This window comes from Argonema galeatum A003/A1 (assembly GCF_023333595.1).
Taxonomy (GTDB): domain Bacteria; phylum Cyanobacteriota; class Cyanobacteriia; order Cyanobacteriales; family Aerosakkonemataceae; genus Argonema; species Argonema galeatum.
In genome coordinates, this window is sequence record NZ_JAIQZM010000012.1 from 18,131 (window position 1) to 37,137 (window position 19,007).

The following is a 19,007-nucleotide window of genomic DNA, read 5'->3' on the forward strand; positions in this document are numbered from 1 at the left end:
GGCGAAGCATTCCGTGAATAATTTGTTGGTTGAACCCAAAGATCTTTGACGGAATGCTTCGCCCCTACAGGCATAAAAAAGCTCGGTCTGTGACCCTGCTGAGTATATCTTTCAAAGTCTTAATCAAATTCGGATAAATTCCGCAAACATGAAGATGCTTTCAAACCAAAGACTGATTAAAGTCATCTTTTAATTGGGCACGATTAATGTATCTGGCTTGTCTCACATAAATCTGAAGCACAGGTCTAATTGGGTAGGGGGTAAAAAGATGATTCAACCTTGGATGGTTATTGGTGGAGTAACCTTTTTAGTGGCGCTAGGTACTATCTTGATGAGGCCACGCGATACTAAGTGGGGCATACAACTGCGCCGACCGAATTGGCTATTTTTTGAGGCGTAACTACCTCCCAGGAAGAGGAACTTGTATGTTCCGCTGCTTACGATGATCTCAGACATAAATAAAAGTAGGAGCGCGTTTATGCCTCAGAAGCAAGTCCAAGATTTACCTTCCGAAGTAAAGGAACAGCTAGCTGACGGTTCCGAGCAAATTTTCCTTGCCGCATTGAGTAGTGCCCAAGACAATGGTATGGACGAACAGGCAGCGATGAATGTGGCTTGGAACAGCGTCAAGGAATACTACGACCAAGGTAGCGATGGCAAATGGCATAGAAAGCCCGAAGAAAAGAACATACACCATAAAGCTGTTCAATCTGGAGGGAATTAAGCTCCTTTTACCTGCCAAATCAATAGGATATAACTTCCGTGTGAGCATTAAGTAGCTGGGCAGGATTAAAAGTATGGTGGGCATTACCCACCATACAAATTATCTTTAGTTTATTTACGCGCACCTAGTTAATGTGATTTTTTCTGGGTGAAGGATTAGCGTGTGGAAGAATGTAAAAACCCCCAGATAATACCAAATCCGGGTTATTTACCCGCTTTATAGTGTGAAGTGTAGGGGTGAAGCATTGCGGCAATAAGTGTATTCCCAAGAGCCAAAGCCTTTCTACCGCAATGCTTCACCCAACTTATGGATAACGGGGGTTTTTATCCCGGATTTGGTATAAGTTGTAAATAGCATCCCAACTTATCTGGGGGTTTCTGTGGCTGAAAGCGTATGCTGCCAGGAAACGCACCCCACTAATTACTACTTATTTCCTACCAGAAGATTGACCTTCGGTGGTCGCAATTTCGCTAGCTTCCATAATTTGCTTGAAGCGGCGCAGATCGTCGCCTACCTGCTGTTCGGGTTCTTCGCCGAAGAGTTTGGCGATCGCAGATCCAACGACGCCACCAGGCGGGTTATATTCGATCACCACTTTCACCTCCGTACCTCGTCCGGCGGGTGCGGGTTGAAAGCGCACAAAACCGGAGTTATCAATATCCGCCCCTTCAACTGAAGCCCAAGCAATCAACTTGTTTTCTCGATCGTTAATAATCTCCGCATCCCATTCGACGCTATTGCCCATAGGTGCATTGGCAATCCAGTGCGATCGCTTCTCGTCTATTACCTTCACAGATTTGAGATGCTTCATGAAATTCGGCAAATTCTCAAAGTTGTGCCAGAAGCGATACAATTCTTCAGGCGATTTAGCGATCGTTACCGTCTTTTCAACCTTGATGCTTTGGTTCATTCCCGTTGCTTCCTGTATTCCGGTTTGTGCAGTTGCGCCGCGATAAACCAAACCCCCACCAGCAAGGGCCATTATAGCACCTCTAAGAGAGCGTTGCGATAAACCATAGAGTACCAGCAGGTAAAAGAACACCACCCTACTCCCAACCGAATTAATAAGCAAGTACAAGAACACCGGCGTAAATAAGATCCCTATTGGATTGCTGGCGAGTGAGTGCCATAATCAGGGCATTAACTTTCAGCAGGGCTAACACTATGCCGCAAAATAGCGATCTCGATCGCCTCAGTCCCAAAGATGTAGCGCCGCACATCTATAAGTGGAGCCGTGAAGAGCTCGAACAAATGCAGGCTACGATCGCAGGGCAACTACAGACAATAAGACAATCTGGTCCCTCAGAGGTGAAAAGGTGGCAAGGCACGGGTGAAGCTGCCGAGCGAGGCCCAGTAGAGTGGAATCCTTTCTAAGGTCAAAAGCTGGATAATGCGAGCGCAGAAAATACCATGCCTGCGCTCAGATGTGTAATACCAAATTCTGCGAGTATTTCCCCAAACTGCAAGTTACGGGCAAAATCATCTTAAGAGCGAAAAAAGCATCCTATTTCATGGTAACCGTTCTCTCCTGCTGACGTTTTAAGGGGTAACCGCAGTTTGGTTTTGGGGGAAAAACCCATGCGGTGGTGACGAATTCACCAACAAGAACTTATCCCTGCCGCCACATGAGCTACAATTACCATTCCAGAAAAGAGCAATATTACTTACAGGGCGTACTTGGCGATCGCGATCGGTATTAGGCATTCCCAAAACAATTCAGTCTAGTGGTTGATATTTGATCGACGATATTATATGGTTCAATAATGCAAAAGAAGTTAAATTTAGTCAGAGGCAATTTTATGGCTGAAACTGCAACAGCGCCACTAACAGGGAAAGGACTACTACAAAAAGTCAAAGAGCTTTCCCATTTGTCGCGCCGGGAAACCGCTAAGGCTTGCGGCTACTACACCAACACCAAAAATAACCAGACCCGCGTCAATCTGACAGACTTTTACGATGCTGTGCTGGCAGCTAAAGGTATTGCTCTGGAGCCAGAAAGTGAAAAAGATGGTCGGGGTCGCGAAGCGACTTACCGGGTGAGCGTTCATAAGAACGGTCAGATTGTGATTGGATCTGCCTACACCCTGGCAATGGGATTAAAGCCAGGTGATGAATTTGAAATTCGACTCGGATACAAGCATATTCGTTTGATTCAACTTGACCGCGATCTGGATGCCCCCGAAGAAGAAGACGAAGAATAGATTGTACTTGTACAAGACAAGTTAGCTGTTGGGCTCTCCTAAGTACCGCCAGACTGGTAAGGATGAAGGATAAAGGATCGAGGATATTGGCGAAAAGCCTGCGGATAGCGCATAGGATGAAAATTTCTCCCCGCGTCCCCGCATTCACCGCTCCCCAATACTGTTCAAATAAACCATAACTTGGAACTTTCGTAGGTTGGGTTTCGTTACCTCAAACCTCTGTCTATCTTGGCGAGAGTTAGGTAACGCATGGGCTCAAACCAGCCTACAATTCCTTTTATGCGAACAGTATTGCCCCGCTCCCAATCCTCAGTTCCTTCCTCTGAAGCTTAAATAGGCCACCTTGAGGGCGATTTGGTAAACCTAGGTCGCCTATTTTTAAGTAAGTGTCTCGATGCCATCCCAGTTATTTGGTAATGGGATATTTATTCAATTGCGCTCAACCGCAAGCTCTACTGGGAAAAGATATAGCTAGGGGCTAGGGTCAGAAGGGGCTCTTCCTCAAGGGTTTGGTGGAATTAAGAACGTCCTAACTGCCGAGAAGGTTGCTATATTAAGAAATTTCAGTACAAAAAGCGCTGACAGCTTCGGCAAACCCCAGGTTCTGCTCCATCAATGCCATGTGACCACCAGGCTCTAAAGTGACGAGTTTGGCAATAGGTAATTCCGCTTTCATGCGTATGCTGGCTGCGGGGGTAGTCGCTATATCTTTTGCGCCCACGATTATCAGACAAGGAACGTTAATCGTTTTGAGTGTGGTTGTTTCATCGTATTTGAACATCGCCAGCGTACCACGAGCGAGAACTCCTGGCGAACCCAATGCCGATAATAAAGCTGAGAAATTTAATTGACCCCGCGTTTCCTTACCCGTAAATCCAGACAGTTCTACGCTGATGTAGAGCGAACCATTCAAATAGCTCAGCCAAGTCATTAGCCAAAGCAGGGGATAAAGCACTGTACTGAGGTGCAACACCGGTTCGAGCAATGGCTTTTGCAATTTGCGTAACAAACCGCTAAAAATGGCAGTCTTGAGCGGATTGGTGTAGGTGGTATCTACTAGGATTAAGCCAGCTACTCGGCTACCCAAATGTTCTGGAAACAGCCGAGAAAATGTTAGCGCGATCATGCCACCCATGCTGTGACCGAGTATAATGACAGGCTTATCTCCTGCTATGGCAACAACTGCTTCTAGGTCTCTGGCATATTTTTCTAGGGAGTAGTCGTTGTTTTTTGGCCTGGTGGATTTTCCTAGTCCTGGCAAATCCCAAACAATTATTCGGAAGCGATCGCTCAATTGTCGCTTGGCATAATACCATACAGTACTGTTTGGCCCCCAACCGTGGGACAAAATAATTGGTTGTCCATCCTCTGGGCCGTAAAACTCCACTTGCAGTACGCTACCATCCGGTCGCGGTACGCGCTGCACAGTACCAGTACGCAAGCGCTTAGGTTCGTCAGCACCCTTGCGGCGCAAAAGCGGCAAGCCGAGCAAACCACCGCCAAAAGACCACAAAACCATTGCCAGTCCGACCCACAAGTAGTAGTTCTCAACAAGTTCGCCTTCGTACCACTCATGGGTAATGTATATGCCCCCACCAAGTATTGCGATCGACAGCAGTCCAACCAGCCACGAGGTGAGAATATTGAAGGGGGTAAATATCATGAACTAAAACCTTACACTTTCTGATGACGGGAGCCAAATACATTATAAACAATTTTTGATAACATCTTAACTCCATATTCAATCAAATCATCGCGAAAGTCATAATCGCAATTATGCAATTGCGGATAGTTTTCTCCCGCTCCCAATCCAAAATAGGCTCCCTTATACCCACGGGTATAGTGACCAAAATCTTATGACCAAGGAAAAGACTTCTCTATCTCAATACTCTTGTAATTAGGGTCGGCGATAGCTTCTTTTACAATCTCTACAGCTTCTTGATGATTGTCATAAAAATCACTGGGATGTCGCAGGGTTTAGGATTTTCTTTTAACCTCTTGCAGTCGTTTCTGGAGCCTTTGGCTCATATTGCCATGCGATCGCCAAATGTTTTTCTAACAGGCGGAACAACTCATCTGCTTGGACGGGCTTTGGCAAAAAATCATCTGCCCCGGCTGTGAGGCTCTTTTGCCGATCGATCTGCGATACCGACGCCGATGAGACGACCACCCTTGTGGCTTTTAGCGTTTCTCTCTGGCGCAACTGCTGCAACAATTCATATCCATTCATCACAGGCATGAGGATATCCGTGATAATTAAATTGGGGTTCAACTCGATCGCTTTTGCCAACCCTTCCTGACCGTTCTCTGCTTCCACGACTTTAAAGCCGAGCGGCTCTAACAAGTTCACCAGCACCGATCGATTTTCCCACTTGTCATCCGCAACTAGGATCGTTCGTCGCGCCCCCTCGTAACCGAGAATTTTTTTTCCATTTGTCGTAATTGCGTCCTGTATCCACCCATCTGGTAGGGACAGATCCACCTCAAAGGAAAAGGTGCTGCCCACACCCGCTTGGCTTTGCACCCGGATTTGACCGCCCATGAGGTTAACGATCTTATTGCTAATCGCCAGTCCCAGACCCGTACCTTCAGCGCGATGCCTTCGATCGCCCACCTGTTCAAAAGGCAGGAAAATTTTGTCTACTTCTTCCGAGCTGATGCCAACGCCCGTGTCCTCGACTTGGAAGCAGACGCTACAAAAGTTTTGAATTTGTTCTGACTCCTGAGTCTGGAACTGTCGAACTCCCAAACTCCTGACTTCTACTTTGAAGGTAACACCGCCTTTTTGCGTGAATTTAATGGCATTGCCCAGGAGATTGATCAACACCTGGCGCAGGCGTATTTCATCAGCATGAATGGCTTCCGGTAGATTAGGTGCAGGCAAATAATTGAAATCAATTCCTTTTTGTTCGGCTCTGACGCGGCAAATTTCCTCTACGCATTGAAGGAAGGAAGGAAAGTGAAAATCGCTATTATCCAGTTCCATTCTCCGCGCTTCAATTTTAGACAAGTCTAAAATGTCATTGATTAAGGTTAGTAAGTGAGATCCGCACTCGTAAATAATATCCAAGCCGTCCTGTTGCTTGGCTGTCATATTGCGATCGCGTTGGAGAATTTGGGCGTAACCCAAAATGCCGTTGAGGGGGGTACGTAGTTCGTGACTCATGTTTGCCAGGAATTCACTTTTTGCCTCGTTAGCAGCATCTGCTGCTTTTTTAGCCGCCTCGGCAATGAGCTTTGACTTTTTGAGTTGGGACTGCTCAAAGGACTGCACCTGCCACAGAACGGCAATCATCGTGCCTGCCAGTCCCACCATAACTATTGCCATCAGGTCTAGAGGGCGCAGTTGCGCTTCAATGTTTTGCCGAGGAATCACCAAGGCAACAGACCAGTTTGCTTCGTGAAGCGGGATGTAAGCAACATACTGCTGGGTACCCTCAATAGGGATTCGCTTGATGCCTTGTTCCCGGTTTACCATGTGTTGAGCGATCGCAGCCAAACTTCGATCTGGCAGGTTGAGGAAACTAGGGGCAGGTTTCTCCAAGGTAGACATCAAAGCTGAATTAGGATGAACAATTGCTTCTCCCTTAGAGTTGAGAGCAAAGGCATAGCTGCCGTCCCCATAGTGCAAGCCATTGACCACAGCAACAACGTTGTCGATACTAATCACGCCATTGATGACACCGATTACCTCTCCTAAAGGCTTTCCGGGTGCTGAAGATCCCGATCGCACAGGAACCGCATAGGCGACAACCCTCGCTCCTGGCGGGACACGGGCAATTAGCGGGTCAGACAAACTGCTCTTTCCCGCCATAGCCCCCTGAAAGTGTTTGCGGTCTTTCAAGTTGATGCTTCCTTGGGGCTGATTCTTCAGAGTGGTGTACAGAAAACCATTAACATCAATCATCCCGAAATACGTAAATTCTCGCAGGCGCTGTTCTTCCGAACGCAGATACGGCTCTATCTTTGCCCAGTCCATCGTTCGGAATGTTGGATTGTTAGCACTGGACTCTAAAGCAGCCTTGTATTTCCCAATCCAGGTATCAATTTCTTTCGCACCTTGCTGCACCTCCAAAAATGCTTTGTTCTTCAGGTTCTCCAGCAACAGGTTCCGCACTAGGTGATAGCTATAGTAAGCAGATAGGCTGACGATTAAAGTCGTACCGCCAATAATCAGGCGCACCGTCAAGTTGTGGGGCGAATGCTCTGGGTTTGGGCGATCGCTTTCTTCTTGCGGCTTTCGATGGTGCCACCATCGAGTAAGCCTCTGCCAATTCTTCAGTTGCGGAAGTTGCTCAGGTGCAGTCATCGCTTGTTGATTTGCCCATGACCATGATTATATCGACAGGCGCTGCCGGTCAATTTAGGGATAAGATTTTTAGCGATCGATCACTTAGCCGCTACTACTTCGATTTCCACCAACCATCCGGGTCCCACTAGCTGCGTGACTTGGGTACGAGTCCGCACAGGAATTTCAGGCTGTTTGCTGTTGCCAAAAAACTCTGCATATGCTTCCTGAAACGCTCCGAAATCGGCTTTGCCGTTCAGAGATGGATCGCCAACCAGGTATCCATGCACCTTGATGACATCACTCATTGAGTAGCCGCGCTTTTTAAGAATTGATTCAATGTTTTTGAGGATGTTTCTGGTTTGAGTCTTTGTGTCCCCATACGCTTTGGGCGTATTGGGATCGGCGTTGGGATCGATCGCAGGCGGAACCATGCCGCTCAGAAATAATAAGTCTTTATTACCAGGAATTGCAACAGATTCTAAAAATTGGTTGACATAAGGCGAACTAGGGTCAAGCCGATAGCGTATAATCTCTGCTGCATCTACTCGCCACGCCAAAGCTACCAATGTTGCAACTATTCCCAAAATTAGCAGAATTGGCTTAAATCTAGTGATGTTGTTCATTAGATAGATTCCTTATTGCTTCGTATCGCGATATCGATCAGTTTGCCCGTAAACTGCGACGCCCTAACGTTACTATGCGTTAATTGCATACTTTGTAACAAAAACCGTAATCCAACTTAACAATAATACAAAAGGTATTGGTGGCGTTTTAGCGCTAAAGCGCCACCAATACCTACTAGTGCAAGTGGTCAGTGGTCAGTTGTCAGTTGTCAGTGGTAAAAATCAAGATTTCCAGAGCAATCATTGCCCTTAGAAACCCGGTTTCTCTAAGAAACCGGGTTTCTGGGAGTTCACTTTATTTACCCCCACCTATTTAGTGTTGAGGTATTGGTTTATTCCGCAGTCAATGGAAGCTTGACTTGAGTCGGCTTATTAACCGGGTTCATCCTTTTTTCTAATAAATTAAAAACACGAGAGGAGAGGAATGTTAGTGCCAGGTAAATCAGGGCAACAGTGCCAAAAATTTCAAAAGAACGGTAGTTATTTGCTATAATCAGCCGTCCCTCTTGCAATAGCTCTTGATAACCGATCACCGATGCCAAGCTAGTGTCTTTAAGCAGGGTGATAAACTCGCTTCCTAGCGGTGGTAGCATCCGTCGCAATGCTTGGGGAAAGATAATATAGCGCATAGTTTCTAGACTTCCCAAACCCAGGGACTCAGCAGCTTCTGTCTGTCCTTTTTCAATAGATTGGATACCGGCGCGGACAATCTCAGCGATATAGGCGGCGCTATTGAGACTTAGCGCCAACACAGTTGCCATAAAAGGGTTCAGACTGAATTTTATCCCAAATCCTTGCACTAGAGCAGGTATGCCAAAATAAATCATCAGAATCTGCACCAGCAAGGGTGTACCCCTGAAAAAGTCGATATACGCTGTGGTTGCCCAGCGCAATGGAGTTATTGATGAGAGGCGGGCAATGCCAATTAGCGAACCGCCAATCATTCCCAAAAATCCGCACAATATGGTTAGATATAGCGTTACTACTACGCCCTTCAATAAGCTGGGGAGAGCGTTTGAAATGATGGTAATAGTATTAATGGAGCTAGTGGCATTATCAATGCTGGTGGTTTCGGGTAGTTGTGGTGGTTGAGCGTTAAACCACTTGCGATAAATTTGTTCGTAGGTGCCATTGTTGAGGATGGTTGTCAGTCCCCTGTTGATGTCTTCTAAATTGGGAGAGCCTTTAGGTGTAGGAATGCCATAGTATTCTTCTGTAAGCAATTGGGATGTAACTTTTAGTCCTTTGAGATTATTTTGTTTGAGCGCATAGAGAGTTGCTGGAGCATCATTGATGACGGCATCTACATTACCGTTGAGCAATTCCTGAAGGGATAGAGGTGCATTATCAAAGGTACGAATTTTAGCGCCGGGGATTTTCTTAGCTTCTAAAGCGCCAGTAGTGCCGATTTGCACGGCTATGCGCTTGTTTTGCAGACTTTTTAAAGATGTGATATCTTGGTTGTCAGCTTTAACGGCGATCGCTAATCCAGCTTTGAAATAAGGACGCGAAAAATCTACGGCTTTTTGACGTTCGGGAGTAATTGTCATTGCACTCACCGCAGCATCCACAGTTTTTGCCTGCAAAGCCGGGATCAGGCCGTCAAATTGCATATTCTGAAATTGAACTTGGAAATCAGCGGCTTTACCAATTGCCTCGATCAAATCAATATCAAAACCTACTAACTCCCCCTTCTTACCCTGAAACTCAAAGGGCGGAAAAGTTGGCTCTGTGGCAACCTTAAGCGTTTTTTGGGCTTTGATAGGACTGGTAATGAAAAGGGAAAGGCATAAGATCGACAAACACAAGCTGAGAACCAAACCCCAGCCTAGCTTACGAGATTGAAATAATCTGTGCATATGGGTTACCTTAAAATAAGCTAAGTAGAAATATACTAAACTCAGTTATGCAGGATTATACCCCAGCGATCGCATTTGAGAATGTTGAGAAAAATTTTGGTTCTCTTAAAGTCCTACAAGGAATTAGCGGCTCTATCAATCGTGGGGAAGTGGTGGCGGTGATTGGTTCGAGCGGTTGTGGGAAAAGTACCTTGTTGCGCTGCTTCAATCGCTTAGAGGCTATTAATGGCGGGCGTTTGATAGTCAATGGGATGGATTTGTCGCATCCGAAACTTAGCCAAACCGAATTACGCAGATTGCGATCGCAAGTTGGGATGGTTTTTCAGCAGTTTAACTTGTTCCCTCATTTAAGCGTACTGGAAAATTTAACCTTGGCTCCACGTCAGGTATTGGGGAAATCTCGCTCCCAAAGTGAGGAACAGGCGCGGTTTTATTTGGAAAAGGTTGGTTTAGCCGAAAAAGCAGAAGTTTATCCAGATCAACTCTCTGGGGGACAGAAGCAACGAGTTGCGATCGCACGCAGTTTGTGCATGAACCCGCAGATCATGCTCTTTGACGAACCCACCAGCGCCCTCGATCCGGAGTTAGTAGGGGAAGTGCTGCTAGCGATGCAGCAATTGGCTAATGAAGGAATGACGATGGTGGTGGTAACGCACGAAATGCAGTTTGCGCGGGATGTGGCGCATCGGGTCATATTTATGGATAAAGGTCGGGTGGCGGAAGAAGGGGCGGCAAGGGCGGTGATTACGGAGCCAAAGTGCGATCGATTGCGTGCTTTTCTGAGTCGGATGAATTTCGCCCAAACTTCGTTATAAATTCACGAATCGATCGTCAAGAAAGCGGCCCAAAATAAAAGGTATTAGTTGATGGATTAACGGCATAGCAGATTCTTTCTAAAAAGCCTATTTGACCGATAAAAGAAGGAAAATTTCCCCAGTATTCTTCCGCATCAGGAATAAAAGCTGTAGCAGGTACATCTAGATCGTCACCCTCATCAGCTATCAAGGTCATAGTTACCCGAATCAAACCTCCCTCTAATCGCATACCTCTAACTAACATAGTGATTCTTTCTAAGATAGGAAGGCGATCCAAACCAGCATTTCTTGCAACTCTGGGTGCAATAATTGGATAAGGCGCACCTGTATCAACTATAGCTTGGGTGATTACGTTTTCAACAGCTACAGTCAGAACGAGCCGATTTGTAGTTTCACTGGGGGTTGCAGGTGCATATTGATAAATAATCGCACCAGTAGCAAAAGTTTCACCGTCAGAATACAGTAACAAGCTCATTAATAAATCACCGTAAATAGTACATTTTTGGTATCGCTTACTCGTTCAAATAATTCATCAATAGAATTAGCTGCGGCTAATAATTTGCCATTTTGTACTGCTACCCATTGATTGAGATACTTACGGTTAATTCGCTGCTGGTTTACCCATTCTCGACTCTTTTTTAAACCTTCGCGATCGATGTCATTTCTTTTGCTCACAGTTGCTTTAGCTGGTGCTAGAATGTATGCACACTTTTTGATGTCTTCATTGTCAGGGTAATGTTTGATCGCTTGTATTGAAAGCTGTTCTGCTTTGGTATGGTTGCCGCTAGATAAGGCTTGTCGCATTTCCTCGATAAAATCTTCTGGAGTAGTGTAGTTCATATCAAAACTTATCAATTTGTGAATAGTTATTCAAGTTTATTATACAATCCTATTCGACTTTTTACCAAAATCCTAACTTCATCATAATGGAGGAATATTTACTGGGTATTCTGTTGAGGGGAATGGGTAAGCATTGGCTGCGATCGCATTTTTGGCAGAGACAGAGGGGAAACTCGCATCGCACCTTAGAGATATTTCCCATTGTTGTGTCAAAATAAATGCAAGCGTTTCGGAAGCGTGAGCAATGGCGTTCAATCCAAAGCAACAATTGCACGGCGGCAGGTACACCATCGAGAAGGAGTTGGGGCGGGGTCGCTTTGGCATTACCTATCTGGCTAGGGATAGGAACGGCGACGGCGTTTTGATTAAGACACTGAACGATGCGTTACTGACGGGGCCAGATTTTGATAGATGGCAGCAAAATTTCGTTAAAGAAGCATTTAAGTTGGCGAGGTGCAGACATCCCAATATTGTGCAGGCTGAGGAGCCATTCCAAGAGGGTGGGCTGTGGTGCATCCCGATGGAGTACGTTGATGGGGTTGACTTGGCTAGCCGCGCTCACAATAGATTACCAGAGGAAGATGCGCTGCACTACATCAAACAAATTGGTGAAGCGTTGACAGTAGTACACAGTCAAGGTTTGCTCCATCGGGATGTGAAGCCAGCCAATATTATGGTGCGAGTCCGCAATGGTAAGTCGGAAGCTGTGCTGATTGATTTTGGGCTAGCACGAGAATTTGACCACGAACTTACCCAAACTCGCCCAGAGGAGATGGCTGAAGGTTTTTCTGCGCCGGAACTGTACTCTCGAACGGCTAAAAGGGGGCCATATACTGATGTTTATTCTCTGGCAGCGACACTATATGTTTTATTAACTGGAAAATTACCCACCAGTGCGATCGATCGCAAGTTGTCCAATATTAGCTTAATTCCACCAAAAGATATTAATCCTCAAATTTGCGATCGCGTCAACCAAGCTATCATCGACGGAATGAAGCTAGACCCCGATGCTCGTCCTCAGACTATGCAGGCATGGTTAAATTTATTGGAACTACCGAGCGTTGGTTCTAGCTCAGTGCCAAAATCAGTAGATAAATCCTCGCCGCAAGATTGGAATAAAGTGGCAGCACTGGCAGCAGTGATAGGTATAGTGATAGCAGTCATAGCAGCAATTCCCGGATGGATGCCTGTCATGGAGCGTTTCTTCCAGCCTTCTCCAAAACTATCACCAACTGCGACACCAAACTCCCAGGCTACACCGCCTGAAACTCCGCTTCCACAAAAGTAGCGGTGTACCATACTCCATCAAATTGCTATCTCAAAATTAGTACATTTATCTAATGGTATTTGATTATGGCTTGGGCAAAAGGGCAAAAGTTGCAGGACGGTAAGTACGTTATCGAAGATGTTCTCGGAACAGGTGGCTGTGGTATCACTTATCTAGCCAGGATGCAAAACGGACAACTGGTTGCGATTAAAACTCCCCATCAAACAACGCAATACAGTTCTAAATCCGAGCAACTATTACAAAATTTCCTTGCGGAAGCAAAACAGCTACAGAAATTTAGGCATCGTCATATCGTGCGTTTTTACGATGTATTCCAAGAGGAATCGCTGTGGTGCATGGTGATGGAATATGTTGCTGGGGAAACTTTGGCGGTTCGCGTTGCCAATCGCGGTGCAATGGAGGAATCTGAAGCATTGCAATATATTGAGCAGATTGGTGAGGCACTGATCGAAGTTCACAAAGACAAGTTGTTGCATCGAGATATTAACCCACGCAACATCATACTGCGCTCTCATCGCTCGGAAGCAGTCTTGATTGATTTCGGAATTGCAAGGGAATTTAACCCTGACCAGACACAAACTCATACAGTAGGAGTCTCTGATGGCTATGCGCCAATAGAACAGTATCGCAGACGGCATAAACGAGGTGCATATACAGATGTTTATGGTTTAGCAGCAACGCTGTATTTTTTGTTAACAGCAAAAGTACCTGAGTCTGCCTATGACAGAGATGATGATATTAGCAAAGGCGAAAAAGATCCATTAGTTCCACCGAAGCAGCTTAATCCGGGAATCAGCGACAGGGTAAATAAGGCAATTCTCAAAGCTATCGCATTTGAGAAACAAGATCGCCCCCAGTCAATGTACGAATGGCTATTCTTGTTAGAAGTGCCATTACCTCCAGAGGTGATTAATCCACTTCCTAAAATAGTGGTTGATAAACCACCATTGCAGCCAAAACAGACACCAAAACTAGAATTAAAATCTGTTCCCCCTCAAGCTCCGTCTATCACTCCGCCAGCTTCAGTTACCCCCAGCAAAACTTTACCTAAAAAGGAAGCAAAGGAGCCTTTGCTTAGTTATCTACTTCTGAGTTGGTGGGGTCTTTTTTTGTTGCCTATTATTTTTATATTTGTTTTACCGAGAATTTACGCGCCACTGGTGGTAGGCATACCTTTTTTATGGTTATTCACTATTGTTGGTTATGTTATTCGTAGCAAAAACAATAAATTTTTAGCAACAATTAAGGCAATAATAATCAGTTTATTGTCTTTTTTTGTACTCAGAACATTCATTTGTCAGGCTCTATATATCATCAGTGGTGGTATGTTACCGGGAGTACAAATTTTAGACCGGGTAATGGTAGACAAGCTTATTTACAGGTTCTATAGTCCTTCGAGCCAGGATATTATCATATTTTTAGCTACTGAGGCGCAGATGAAAGCGAACCAACCTGGTTACCACCTTAGTCGCGTAATCGGTTTACCTGGTGAAAAGATACAAGTAAAAGGTGGGCAGGTATTTATTAACGATCAGCCACTACAGGAAAATTATGTTGACGAGCCTGCTAGATATGAATACGGCCCTGTGACTGTACCTCCTGATTCTTATTTTGTGTTAGGGGATAATCGAAACAAGAGTTATGATAGCCACCACTGGGGTTTTGTCCCTCACGATCTTATTATTGGCAAAGTATACGCAAGATTTTGGCCTCTTAACCGTATTGGAAATGTTCAATAGTAAGGAATAGAGTTCTACCGCCTGAAATACCCGTTCTACAAATACCTCTGCAAAACTCGGTGCATCTCGCGCAATAAAATCACCAATTGCTTCCAAATCAGCTAAAGCTTGAGTTGTCCAGTTTATGCTAGCCATATTGATGAAATATGGCAGAAAGCGCGATCGCGAAGCGTGGCGTTAGCCGTATCGCTCTTTTTTCTTTATCATAATAGAAAGTGCAAACGCCTATAATATTATGAAAGAGGTAAGCGATGACTACACTAGAAACTAAATTACTAACTGACACCTGGGTAGTAGCAACTTGGGATGAATTTATGAAATTTTACCTGGATTGCCAATTTCTTTGCTAGAGGAAGCTTTACGGCGCAGTCGCGATGAAAATCAGGCACAGGTAGGGGCTTGGTTATTAGCGCAATTTCAGCAATTATAAATTTAATTGTATTTTCTTAATCCACTTTTTAGCGATCGCTCTTTTGGATGGGGTGAAAGTGCGATCGCACTCAGCTTTACCCCACAGGAACAGTCGATTTTACCGATTCCCGTTCGTGCAAATTCTTAAACCATTCCCCCAACTTCGGATATTGCTGTTGCCAATCTTCACCAAAACGCAAACTATAATAACCTAGAGCAGATAATAAAGCAACATCTGCCGCCGTCCAACTATCTCCTAACAAATAGCTAGATGCAGCTAATTTCTCATCCAAAACTGGTAAAAGCCGATCGATCGCACCTTGGTATTTAGCGACATCTCCAGAATCTGCGCGATCGCCTTTGCGCTTTTGTAACCACAAAGCTACAATATTATCTGCCAAAGTATCTGCCAAATCTTCCCATTTCCGACATTCTAGGCGTTCTTTGCGATCGCTTGGATAAAAACTCGGCTCTGGATAAGTTTCGTCCAGATACTCCACAATCAAGGTAGAATCCCAAAGCGTGGTGCCATCTTTATCTACCAGCACAGGCACTTTGCCGATCGGAGAAACTTGCAGGAATTCCGGCGATTTATTCATAATATCGGTTTCCTTCATTTCACAAGGCAAATTTTTCTCGGCTAGCAAGATTCGCACTTTCCGGGCGTAAGGCGATCGTTGTGCGTAGTACAAAACTCTGCTCATAAACTTGTATATCTGGTATCGAAATCAACAGTTTTAGAGTTTAGTCTATGCTGGTAAATACTACAATACGTATGAATTGAAAAGATATTGATGATGAAATTGAAGCGCCCGCCCGGTCTTATTTTCGTTTTAATCACCTTGTTCATAGACGTGATGGGGGTTGGTCTTAGCGCTCCCATTCTTCCTAAACTGATTGCTGGATTTATCGGTGATGTTTCTACCGCCTCCTACTATTATGGGGCTGTCACGACTAGCTACGCCCTCATGCTATTTGTATTCTCCCCTATCCAGGGCGCTCTCTCCGATCGGTTTGGTCGCAAACCAGTACTGCTATTTTCCCTCTTTGGAACGGGGCTAACCTATATCGGCCTGACATTTGCCCCCACTCTGCCTTGGATATTCACCGCACAAATCCTTAATGGTCTTACTGGTGGCAGCGTCGCTGTTGTTTTTGCCTACATTGCAGACGTCAGCACCCCGGAAGAACGACCAAAAAATTTCGGCTTGGTGGGAGCCGTCCTTGCTTTGGGATGGGTCGTAGGGCCAGCTTTGGGCGGCTTGCTGGGCGCTTGGGGATTGCGTTTTCCTTTCGCAGTTGCAGCTATAATCACATTCCTGAATCTCCTGTATGGAATTCTAGTTGTATCGGAGTCTCACTCACCAGAACACCGCCGTTCCTTTTCTTGGTCTCGCGCTAACCCAGTTGCTTCTCTGGGGTTGTTGCGAAAAAATGCGATCGTCTTTGGTTTGGCAGCAATTATGTTATGTACCGATATTGCTCTGCAATGTTTTATCAGTACTTGGGTGTTATTTACTACTTATAAGTTTGCATGGACAACTGTCCAAGCTGGACTGTCTCTGGCGTTGCTGGGAGTGATGACGGCGGCTGTCCAGGGAGGTTTGATCCGACCGCTAATTTCTCGCTTCGGTTCTAGAAAAATAATTATCGTAGGGCTAACTTTTAGCATGATTGGCTATCTCCTCTACGCTTTTGCCACTGCGGGATGGATGTTGTACTGGATTATTGTGCTGAATGGGTTTGATTTCACTGTTAAACCAACAGCTCAAGGATTGGTTTCCGCTCAAGTGAGTTCCCAAGAACAAGGCGCAATTCAAGGTGCTTTGTCTTCTCTGACGGCTTTGGCAAGTATTATCGGCCCGCTGCTAGCTACTAATTTGTTCGGTTACTTTACATCCGATCGGGCCTCAATTCGTTTACCGGAAATACCCTTCTTCTTAGGTGCGTTTCTCTTCGCTTTGGCGTTGTGGTTAGCGATCGCAACTTTTTCTAAACGTAGGTTGGTTTGAGGAATGATATCGTCAAATTTTCTGTTGTCATCGTGGGTTAAATTTTTACCGCAGATGAAGACAGATACACGCAGATGAACGCAGATAAGAATAAGAACACGAATTTTTTAGGTGACCGATGCGTAAGGACATGATTTGCGATCTAAAATTTGTTGGGTTGATCTGTCGCTCAACCCAACCTACAATTTTAGGGATTTAAAATTGCAGATTTTAGATTGAATTAAAATCTAAAATCTGTTTACCGAGTTTCTTGTGTTTGAGTGTCGATCACACCACTCCAGTCATCGTTTTTCACTGCTTCTTCCAGGCGACGACGTTGCTCATCATCACTTATATTAAGTTTTTCGGTTTCTGTTTTTAGTGTTGTATCCGCGATCGCTTTTCGCAATTTGAGTTTTTTCTCTTCGTAAGCTTGGCGTTCCGCCGCCGACATCGCCGCCTTTGCCACTTCACCGACTGTAGCAGCCCACATTTGGCTCATTTCGCCGTTTCCTGGGGGAATATAGTCAAGTTCGGATAGCCACGCATCTCGCAATTCTTCCATTGCTTCCCGCTTGGGGAATTTGAACGGTTGTACCCGCACGAGGGCACAAGTTTCTGCACCGTTTTGGGTAAGATGACCTTTGAGGGATAGCAGTACGTTGCGCGAGTAACCGATGTATTGCGTCTGGCGGTTGGCGTCTAAGACGGCGTACACTCCTGCGATTTTAGCGTTTTGGGTGCGATCGCACCAAATCTCCAACGGTAGCACTTGCGAACCATCACTCAGGGTGTCAGGAGACGCCGTTACCGCCGTGACAGCGTGTTCTTCCTCGGAACTATACAAAAAACTGTGCAGTCCCTGATGTTCGACGGGTACATTTTGATGCTCAATTTGCAAATTATTCTCTGTTTCCACCAGTTTTTCTCCGCGCTCTAAAACCTACTCAAATCTAACTATATGGCAAATGGGATCTTGGTGATGTCGTTAAACGGATGCCATCTCATTTATAAATGGTATTATGGCATTTATAAATTCCGTCGTTTCTTCGTAAGGTAAAACATTTCTTCCCTTAATTTTCATCCCGCGACATGAAGGCAAACAGCTTAAGTACTCAGCCAAACGTTCATCTGGAGTTTCTTTTTTTCCTTCTCGACTGATACTGGATGCTGTCTCTCCCATGACTACTAAAGTTGGTTGGTAAATTTGCGCGATCGCATCTTGATAATCCTGTCGCCAAAACCCAGCCAAAAACGAAAACACAGCATAGCGACTGGCAGCATTTTTCGCCCCCGCTTTCAACATATCCAACCATTCAGCATCCACTTTCTCATCCTCAGCAAAAAGTTGCCGAATTGAGAAATTTCGCAAAAACTTGCGGCTTCTAGCATATTCAAAAAATGCTCTCCCAACGGGAGAATCAAAGATATTCCAATTGATTTTATGCCGCCGCTCTGGTGTGTTAGTATTAATCAACCTCAAAGCTGGTGGCCCCGATAATACCAATCCCCGAATTAAATTAGATTCTTTCGCTAATTGCACTAATTCAACTGCTACAGGCAATAACGCGCCTTGCACTACTAAAACTACTGGTTTCTTTACCACATTTTGCAGAAAGTAATGCAACTGTTTTGCCCAATCACTAGGATGATAAGCCACACGAGGCATATCGCTATCACCGCATCCCAATAAATCGGGATTGTAGATGGGATTGCGCTTTCCTGCGACATACCATTGGCGACAGAATCGTTGCCAAAAATTTCCAGACAACCCAACACCGATCGGATGAATCAACAGCAGGGGAATCCCATCATTACTGCTTGGGTTATAAAGTTCGTAGGCGCAACGATAATTTTTCCAAGTGTAAAACTGCGTTTGTGTATTTTCAGTTAAAACTGTTTGCATAGTTACCACCCTTCAAATTAGACTAAGCTGCTGCAATTGTTTCATTCCATTCGCCACCGCTGTTGTTATCTCAATCCGGTCTATCGGTGGAAGCCGAATTTCAGTTATTATATCATCAGCCAAGTACTCGATCAATAAATTGTCGCATTTTGTCATAATGAGAACCCTTCCAAAAAAATTGGCTGCAATCTTTACAGCGATGGAATTTATTTATGCTTTCCGTGTCTTTCGGAATCCGGCCTGCTAATGTTCCATAAATGAACATTCTTGTAGGGACACGGCATCATAAATATGTCGTTCATACAAAATATTTAATTAT

20 protein-coding genes and 1 pseudogene are annotated in these 19,007 nt (G+C 45.1%); 8 read left to right on the forward strand and 13 right to left on the reverse strand.

From position 1 onward, the window contains the following. The first annotated feature begins 268 nt into the window (after positions 1-268). Both LAY41_RS32290 and LAY41_RS14525 read left to right on the forward strand, forming a co-directional pair. The gene (locus LAY41_RS32290) at positions 269-400 is read left to right on the forward strand and encodes a hypothetical protein (RefSeq protein WP_275974145.1); all 132 of its coding nucleotides are present in this window, start codon (positions 269-271) and stop codon (positions 398-400) included. A 78-nt stretch (positions 401-478) separates the two neighbouring features. After that, on the forward strand, positions 479-724 hold the full coding sequence (locus tag LAY41_RS14525; RefSeq protein ID WP_249098885.1) for a ChaB family protein: 246 nt from the start codon (positions 479-481) through the stop codon (positions 722-724). A 427-nt stretch (positions 725-1,151) separates the two neighbouring features. Here LAY41_RS14525 and LAY41_RS14530 read toward each other — a convergent pair whose 3' ends face one another. Next, on the reverse strand, positions 1,152-1,766 hold the full coding sequence (locus LAY41_RS14530) for an SRPBCC family protein (protein WP_338022992.1): 615 nt from the start codon (positions 1,764-1,766) through the stop codon (positions 1,152-1,154). 122 nt (positions 1,767-1,888) lie between these two features. Between LAY41_RS14530 and LAY41_RS14535 the strand changes: the two genes are divergently transcribed. Beyond that, positions 1,889-2,098, forward strand: coding sequence for a hypothetical protein (locus tag LAY41_RS14535; RefSeq protein ID WP_249098887.1), 210 nt, complete (start codon positions 1,889-1,891; stop codon positions 2,096-2,098). A 425-nt stretch (positions 2,099-2,523) separates the two neighbouring features. Beyond that, positions 2,524-2,925, forward strand: a complete 402-nt coding sequence (locus LAY41_RS14540) for an AbrB family transcriptional regulator (protein ID WP_249098891.1) — start codon at positions 2,524-2,526, stop codon at positions 2,923-2,925. A gap of 553 nt (positions 2,926-3,478) precedes the next feature. Here the strand turns inward: LAY41_RS14540 and LAY41_RS14545 are convergent. The 4 genes from LAY41_RS14545 to LAY41_RS14560 form a co-directional block, all read right to left on the reverse strand. Continuing rightward, positions 3,479-4,588 (reverse strand): alpha/beta fold hydrolase, encoded by a 1,110-nt coding sequence (locus LAY41_RS14545; protein WP_249098894.1) that lies wholly within the window; start codon positions 4,586-4,588, stop codon positions 3,479-3,481. Positions 4,589-4,915: 327 nt separating this feature from the next. Continuing rightward, a complete protein-coding gene (locus LAY41_RS14550; RefSeq protein WP_249098897.1) occupies positions 4,916-7,234 on the reverse strand; it encodes an ATP-binding protein in 2,319 nt (772 codons plus the stop codon). A gap of 80 nt (positions 7,235-7,314) precedes the next feature. Continuing rightward, positions 7,315-7,839 (reverse strand): RidA family protein, encoded by a 525-nt coding sequence (locus LAY41_RS14555; protein WP_249098900.1) that lies wholly within the window; start codon positions 7,837-7,839, stop codon positions 7,315-7,317. Between the two features lie 332 nt (positions 7,840-8,171). Then, on the reverse strand, positions 8,172-9,698 hold the full coding sequence (locus LAY41_RS14560; RefSeq protein WP_249098903.1) for an ABC transporter permease subunit: 1,527 nt from the start codon (positions 9,696-9,698) through the stop codon (positions 8,172-8,174). Between the two features lie 47 nt (positions 9,699-9,745). Here LAY41_RS14560 and LAY41_RS14565 point away from each other — a divergent pair, with 47 nt between their 5' ends. Then, the gene (locus LAY41_RS14565; protein ID WP_249098906.1) at positions 9,746-10,513 is read left to right on the forward strand and encodes an amino acid ABC transporter ATP-binding protein; all 768 of its coding nucleotides are present in this window, start codon (positions 9,746-9,748) and stop codon (positions 10,511-10,513) included. Between the two features lie 16 nt (positions 10,514-10,529). Here LAY41_RS14565 and LAY41_RS14570 read toward each other — a convergent pair whose 3' ends face one another. Both LAY41_RS14570 and LAY41_RS14575 read right to left on the reverse strand, forming a co-directional pair. After that, positions 10,530-10,988, reverse strand: coding sequence for a retroviral-like aspartic protease family protein (locus tag LAY41_RS14570; protein ID WP_249098909.1), 459 nt, complete (start codon positions 10,986-10,988; stop codon positions 10,530-10,532). Beyond that, positions 10,988-11,353: a DUF5678 domain-containing protein gene (locus LAY41_RS14575; RefSeq protein ID WP_249098912.1), complete on the reverse strand. Its 366-nt coding sequence runs from the start codon at positions 11,351-11,353 to the stop codon at positions 10,988-10,990. Before LAY41_RS14575 ends, LAY41_RS14570 begins: the two co-directional genes overlap by 1 nt. Positions 11,354-11,597: 244 nt before the next feature. On the opposite strand from LAY41_RS14575, the gene LAY41_RS14580 reads away from it, so the two are divergent. Both LAY41_RS14580 and lepB read left to right on the forward strand, forming a co-directional pair. Next, a complete protein-coding gene (locus LAY41_RS14580; RefSeq protein WP_249098915.1) occupies positions 11,598-12,641 on the forward strand; it encodes a serine/threonine protein kinase in 1,044 nt (347 codons plus the stop codon). A 65-nt stretch (positions 12,642-12,706) separates the two neighbouring features. After that, positions 12,707-14,380: a signal peptidase I gene (lepB, locus tag LAY41_RS14585; RefSeq protein ID WP_249099334.1), complete on the forward strand. Its 1,674-nt coding sequence runs from the start codon at positions 12,707-12,709 to the stop codon at positions 14,378-14,380. Positions 14,381-14,401: 21 nt separating this feature from the next. On the opposite strand, the pseudogene LAY41_RS32805 reads toward lepB, so the two are convergent. Further along, a pseudogene (locus tag LAY41_RS32805) lies at positions 14,402-14,515 on the reverse strand (type II toxin-antitoxin system RelE/ParE family toxin); the annotation flags it as partial. Positions 14,516-14,886: 371 nt separating this feature from the next. Further along, positions 14,887-15,495: a glutathione S-transferase family protein gene (locus LAY41_RS14595; protein WP_249098917.1), complete on the reverse strand. Its 609-nt coding sequence runs from the start codon at positions 15,493-15,495 to the stop codon at positions 14,887-14,889. 90 nt (positions 15,496-15,585) lie between these two features. Between LAY41_RS14595 and LAY41_RS14600 the strand changes: the two genes are divergently transcribed. Next, complete coding sequence (locus tag LAY41_RS14600; protein WP_249098919.1) at positions 15,586-16,803, forward strand: TCR/Tet family MFS transporter; 1,218 nt, start codon at positions 15,586-15,588, stop codon at positions 16,801-16,803. A 238-nt stretch (positions 16,804-17,041) separates the two neighbouring features. On the opposite strand, the gene LAY41_RS14605 is transcribed toward LAY41_RS14600, so the two are convergent. From LAY41_RS14605 to LAY41_RS32810, 4 genes are all read right to left on the reverse strand, one after another. Beyond that, positions 17,042-17,701: a GIY-YIG nuclease family protein gene (locus tag LAY41_RS14605; RefSeq protein ID WP_249098923.1), complete on the reverse strand. Its 660-nt coding sequence runs from the start codon at positions 17,699-17,701 to the stop codon at positions 17,042-17,044. Between the two features lie 69 nt (positions 17,702-17,770). Further along, complete coding sequence (locus LAY41_RS14610; protein WP_249098925.1) at positions 17,771-18,688, reverse strand: alpha/beta fold hydrolase; 918 nt, start codon at positions 18,686-18,688, stop codon at positions 17,771-17,773. Positions 18,689-18,700: 12 nt separating this feature from the next. Then, positions 18,701-18,844: a hypothetical protein gene (locus tag LAY41_RS14615; RefSeq protein ID WP_249099342.1), complete on the reverse strand. Its 144-nt coding sequence runs from the start codon at positions 18,842-18,844 to the stop codon at positions 18,701-18,703. Continuing rightward, positions 18,804-18,953 carry a Mut7-C RNAse domain-containing protein gene (locus tag LAY41_RS32810; RefSeq protein ID WP_249098927.1) on the reverse strand — a complete coding sequence of 50 codons (150 nt, stop codon included), beginning with the start codon at positions 18,951-18,953 and terminating at the stop codon, positions 18,804-18,806. The genes LAY41_RS14615 and LAY41_RS32810 overlap by 41 nt, the downstream gene beginning before the upstream one ends. Positions 18,954-19,007 lie beyond the last annotated feature (54 nt).

Coding starts and splice junctions, on each gene's coding strand:
- LAY41_RS32290 (WP_275974145.1), top strand. CDS start 269: ATGATTCAACCTTGGATGGTTATTGGTGGAGTAACCTTTTTAGTGGCG.
- LAY41_RS14525 (WP_249098885.1), top strand. CDS start 479: ATGCCTCAGAAGCAAGTCCAAGATTTACCTTCCGAAGTAAAGGAACAG.
- LAY41_RS14535 (WP_249098887.1), top strand. CDS start 1,889: ATGCCGCAAAATAGCGATCTCGATCGCCTCAGTCCCAAAGATGTAGCG.
- LAY41_RS14540 (WP_249098891.1), top strand. CDS start 2,524: ATGGCTGAAACTGCAACAGCGCCACTAACAGGGAAAGGACTACTACAA.
- LAY41_RS14545 (WP_249098894.1), bottom strand. CDS start 4,588: ATGATATTTACCCCCTTCAATATTCTCACCTCGTGGCTGGTTGGACTG.
- LAY41_RS14550 (WP_249098897.1), bottom strand. CDS start 7,234: ATGACTGCACCTGAGCAACTTCCGCAACTGAAGAATTGGCAGAGGCTT.
- LAY41_RS14555 (WP_249098900.1), bottom strand. CDS start 7,839: ATGAACAACATCACTAGATTTAAGCCAATTCTGCTAATTTTGGGAATA.
- LAY41_RS14560 (WP_249098903.1), bottom strand. CDS start 9,698: ATGCACAGATTATTTCAATCTCGTAAGCTAGGCTGGGGTTTGGTTCTC.
- LAY41_RS14565 (WP_249098906.1), top strand. CDS start 9,746: ATGCAGGATTATACCCCAGCGATCGCATTTGAGAATGTTGAGAAAAAT.
- LAY41_RS14570 (WP_249098909.1), bottom strand. CDS start 10,988: ATGAGCTTGTTACTGTATTCTGACGGTGAAACTTTTGCTACTGGTGCG.
- LAY41_RS14575 (WP_249098912.1), bottom strand. CDS start 11,353: ATGAACTACACTACTCCAGAAGATTTTATCGAGGAAATGCGACAAGCC.
- LAY41_RS14580 (WP_249098915.1), top strand. CDS start 11,598: ATGGCGTTCAATCCAAAGCAACAATTGCACGGCGGCAGGTACACCATC.
- lepB (WP_249099334.1), top strand. CDS start 12,707: ATGGCTTGGGCAAAAGGGCAAAAGTTGCAGGACGGTAAGTACGTTATC.
- LAY41_RS14595 (WP_249098917.1), bottom strand. CDS start 15,495: ATGAGCAGAGTTTTGTACTACGCACAACGATCGCCTTACGCCCGGAAA.
- LAY41_RS14600 (WP_249098919.1), top strand. CDS start 15,586: ATGATGAAATTGAAGCGCCCGCCCGGTCTTATTTTCGTTTTAATCACC.
- LAY41_RS14610 (WP_249098925.1), bottom strand. CDS start 18,688: ATGCAAACAGTTTTAACTGAAAATACACAAACGCAGTTTTACACTTGG.
- LAY41_RS14615 (WP_249099342.1), bottom strand. CDS start 18,844: ATGACAAAATGCGACAATTTATTGATCGAGTACTTGGCTGATGATATA.
- LAY41_RS32810 (WP_249098927.1), bottom strand. CDS start 18,953: ATGTTCATTTATGGAACATTAGCAGGCCGGATTCCGAAAGACACGGAA.